The sequence below is a fragment of the Actinomadura sp. BRA 177 genome, from assembly GCF_013372625.1.
In the GTDB taxonomy this organism is placed as follows: Bacteria; Actinomycetota; Actinomycetes; order Streptosporangiales; family Streptosporangiaceae; genus Spirillospora.
On the sequence record NZ_JABXFD010000361.1, the window covers coordinates 1 to 3,343 of the forward strand.

Annotated in this window: 3 protein-coding genes; 2 read left to right on the forward strand and 1 reads right to left on the reverse strand. The window is 73.0% G+C overall.

Annotated elements, in window-relative coordinates; genetic code table 11:
- Positions 1–389: MFS transporter (locus tag HUX53_RS20430; protein WP_176404821.1), on the reverse strand; the 389-nt coding region annotated here is incomplete at its 3' end.
- Positions 390–482: 93 nt separating this feature from the next.
- Here HUX53_RS20430 and HUX53_RS20435 point away from each other — a divergent pair.
- Both HUX53_RS20435 and HUX53_RS20440 read left to right on the forward strand, forming a co-directional pair.
- Positions 483–977, forward strand: a complete 495-nt coding sequence (locus HUX53_RS20435) for a helix-turn-helix domain-containing protein (protein WP_176404822.1) — start codon at positions 483–485, stop codon at positions 975–977.
- Between the two features lie 74 nt (positions 978–1,051).
- On the forward strand, positions 1,052–2,644 hold the full coding sequence (locus tag HUX53_RS20440; RefSeq protein ID WP_176404823.1) for an adenylate/guanylate cyclase domain-containing protein: 1,593 nt from the start codon (positions 1,052–1,054) through the stop codon (positions 2,642–2,644).
- Positions 2,645–3,343: the final 699 nt, after the last annotated feature.

Sequence of the window (3,343 nt, forward strand, 5' to 3'; positions counted from 1 at the left end):
TTGTATAAGAGGCAGGGCGTGGCCGGCGCGCTCGCGGCGCCCGGCGCGACCCGGCCCGCGATGAAGACCGGCGCGTTCGGCGCGAGCGCGCAGGCCACGCTGGAGGCGGCGAGGACCGCCGCGCCGGCCACGAACGCCCGCTTGCGCCCGTGGTCGTCGGCGAGGCTGCCGGCCGCGAGCAGCGCCGCCGCGAGGCCGAGGCTGATCGAGCTCATCAGCCAGATCTGCGCGGCCGCCCCGGCGTGCAGCCCGCGCGCGGTGTCGGCGAGCGTCGCCGCCGGGGCGCAGTAGTTCATCAGGGCCAGCAGGGTGGCGGCGGCCGGCAGCGTCAGCGCGGCGGCCCGGCCGGACGCGCCGCGCGCGGTCCGGGATGCGGCCAGGGTCGTCATGCGGTCTCCCCGAGTTCGGTGAATGAACCGACTGGGTGACGGTAGCACGTGTCGGTTCAATGAATGAACCCCGTGGCGGGTAATGTTGGGGGCATGGCACTCGGCAAGGACTACGCGGCGCAGGACTGCTCGCTGGCCCGCGCGCTGGAGGTCGTGGGGGAGCGCTGGACGCTGCTGATCGTCCGGGACGCCTTCTACGGCGTGCGCCGGTTCAGCGACTTCCTCGCCCACCTGGACATCCCGCGGGCCGTGCTGTCCGCGCGGCTGGCCGCGCTCGTCGGGACCGGCGTCCTCGCCAAGGACGGCCACGACTACGTCCTGACGGACATGGGCAAGGAGCTGTGGCCCGTCGTCCACACGCTCGCCCGCTGGGCCGAGGACCACCTGTCCGCCGAGCCGTCCCGCGTGTTCGTGCACACCGACTGCGACACCCGGATCGGTCCGGACGGGACGTGCCCCGACTGCGGCCGCCACGTCCCGCCTGAGGAACTGGAGATCCACGCGGGGCCGGGGGTGCGGCGCCGCACCGACCCGGTCAGCCTGGTCCTCCGCTCACCGCACCGCCTGCTGGATCCGATTCGTCCTTGAGTGAGTAATCCCTCCCCGAGGTCGCGCGCCTCCGGCGGGGATATGGGCAATATGGCCGACTAATCTGCACGCTCATGGAGACCGAAAAGGCGGAGCCTGCGCCGCGGGCCAGGCGGAGCCTCCTCGGTCCGCTGTGGCGGTTCATCGACGGCGCCCCCGGCGACTCGCGCGCCCGGATCGCCCGCCGCGCCCGGATCCTCGTCACGATCGCCACCGGTCTCGCCAACCTCGGCGGCGCGCTCGTCGTGCTCGCGTTCGCGGTCGTCGTCCCCGACCCGGTCGGGCACGTCTCCGAGCGGCTCCAGCTCATCAACCTGAGCGTCTTCACCGCCTACGTCGCCGCCGCCGTGCCCGCCGGCCTGCTGCTCGGCGAGCGGTTCTTCCGCCGCGTCCGGCGCCTCGTCGAGCGGCACGGCGAACCCGACCGGCACGAGCGCGCCCTGCTGCTGTACGGGCCGCTGCGGCTGATGGCCCTGCACCTGACGCTGTGGGGCATCGGGACGATCGGCTGGGTGATCATCAACGCCCCGTTCTCCGGGCTGCTCGCCGTCAAGCTCGGCCTGACCAGCCTGCTCGGCGGCCTCACCACCTGCACGATCGTCTACCTGCTGACCGAGCGGCTGCTGCGCCGCGCGGTCACCACCGCGCTGCGCAGCGAGCTGCCGAGCCGCACCGGCCTGCCCGGCGTCGTCGCCCGCTCGGTGCTCGCCTGGGGCCTCGGCACCGCCGTCCCGATCCTCGGGCTGATCACCCTCGCCATCGGCTCCTTCCTCATCGCCAGGATCACCGTCCGGGACTTCGCGGTCGCGGTGCTCGCGCTCGGCGGCATCGCGCTGCTCGTCGGGCTCGGCGTCACCTACACCGCCGCCCGCGCCATCGCCGACCCGGTCGAGTCCGTGCGGCGCGGCCTCGCCCGCGTCCAGCGCGGCGACCTGGACGTCGAGGTCCCCGTCTACGACGCCAGCGAGGTCGGGCTGCTGCAGGCCGGGTTCAACCACATGGCCGCCGGGCTCCGCGAGCACGAGCGGCTCCGCGACCTGTTCGGCCGGCAGGTCGGCGCGGACGTCGCGCGCGTCGCCGTCGAGCGCGGCATCGACCTCGGCGGCGAGCTGCGCGAGGTCGCGGTCATCTTCGTCGACATCATGGGCTCCACCCGGCTCGCCGCCGACCGGCCGCCCGCCGAGGTCGTCCGGCTGCTGAACGAGTTCTTCGCCGTCGTCGTCGAGGTCATCGGCGCGCACGGCGGCTGGATCAACAAGTTCGAGGGCGACGCCGCGCTGGCGATCTTCGGGGCGCCGCTCGCGCTGGACGGCGTGCCCGGCCGCGCGCTCGCCGCGTCCCGCGAGCTGGCCCGCCGGCTGCGCGAGGACGTTCCCGACCTGCGGGCCGCGGTCGGGGTCTCGGCCGGTGAGGCCGTCGCCGGGCACATCGGCGCCGAGGAGCGCTTCGAGTACACCGTCATCGGCGACCCGGTGAACGAGGCCGCCCGCCTCACCGACATGGCGAAGAACACCGAGGAGCGCGTCCTCGCGGCGGGCTCGCTCGTCGCGCAGGCCGACCCGGAGGAGGCCGCGCGGTGGTCGCTCGGCGACGAGGTCACGCTGCGCGGCCGGACGCGCGTCACGCGGCTCGCGTCGCCCCGGCCGTCCGAGCGGGTGCTCTCCTAGGACGGGCCGAGGGTGGCGCCGTTCAGCGTCGTGTAGAACGGCGACTCGGACAGCCGCGACCCTTTCTCCTCACCGATGTAGACGTCTGCGTGGTTCTCGCCCCCGTATCCGGGACGGAACAGGTCGGTCACCGTCCAGCGGGCGTTCTGGAACGCTTCGCACACCTTGCCCTCGATCGGACGGTCGCTGCCGTCCTTGCCGCAGCCGACGATCGCGAACCGCTGACCCCGTGCCAGGACGGACTTGTCGGCCGCCGCCGACGTCCACGGCTTGAGCGGACGTCCCCGCGAGTCGCGCGTCGTATCGTCCAGCCAGAAGCCGACGCTGTGCGACCAGTTCAGGTACCGGCCGCGCTGCGGGCCCTCGGTGATGCGCCCGCTGCCCTCCATCTGGACGACCTTGAGGAAGTCCTCCGGATACTTGCCGAGCGGCGTCTTCCCGTGCGAGCAGTGGAACCGCGTGCAGCCCTTCACGGCCTTGCGTTCGCCGTCGTAGAGGCGCTCAAGCGCCGTGTAGTAGGTGGTGACGCGCCACCCGCCGGCCCGTCCGAGCAGCGCGGGTTCCGTGGGTGCGGACGCGGACGCGGACGCGGGCGCGGCCGGTGCGGGCGCTCTTATACACATGTGACGCTGCCGACGAAGAGGATAGGGTAGACACCTAAGGATGACATGACCACAAAAAAAAAACAACGAACACCGG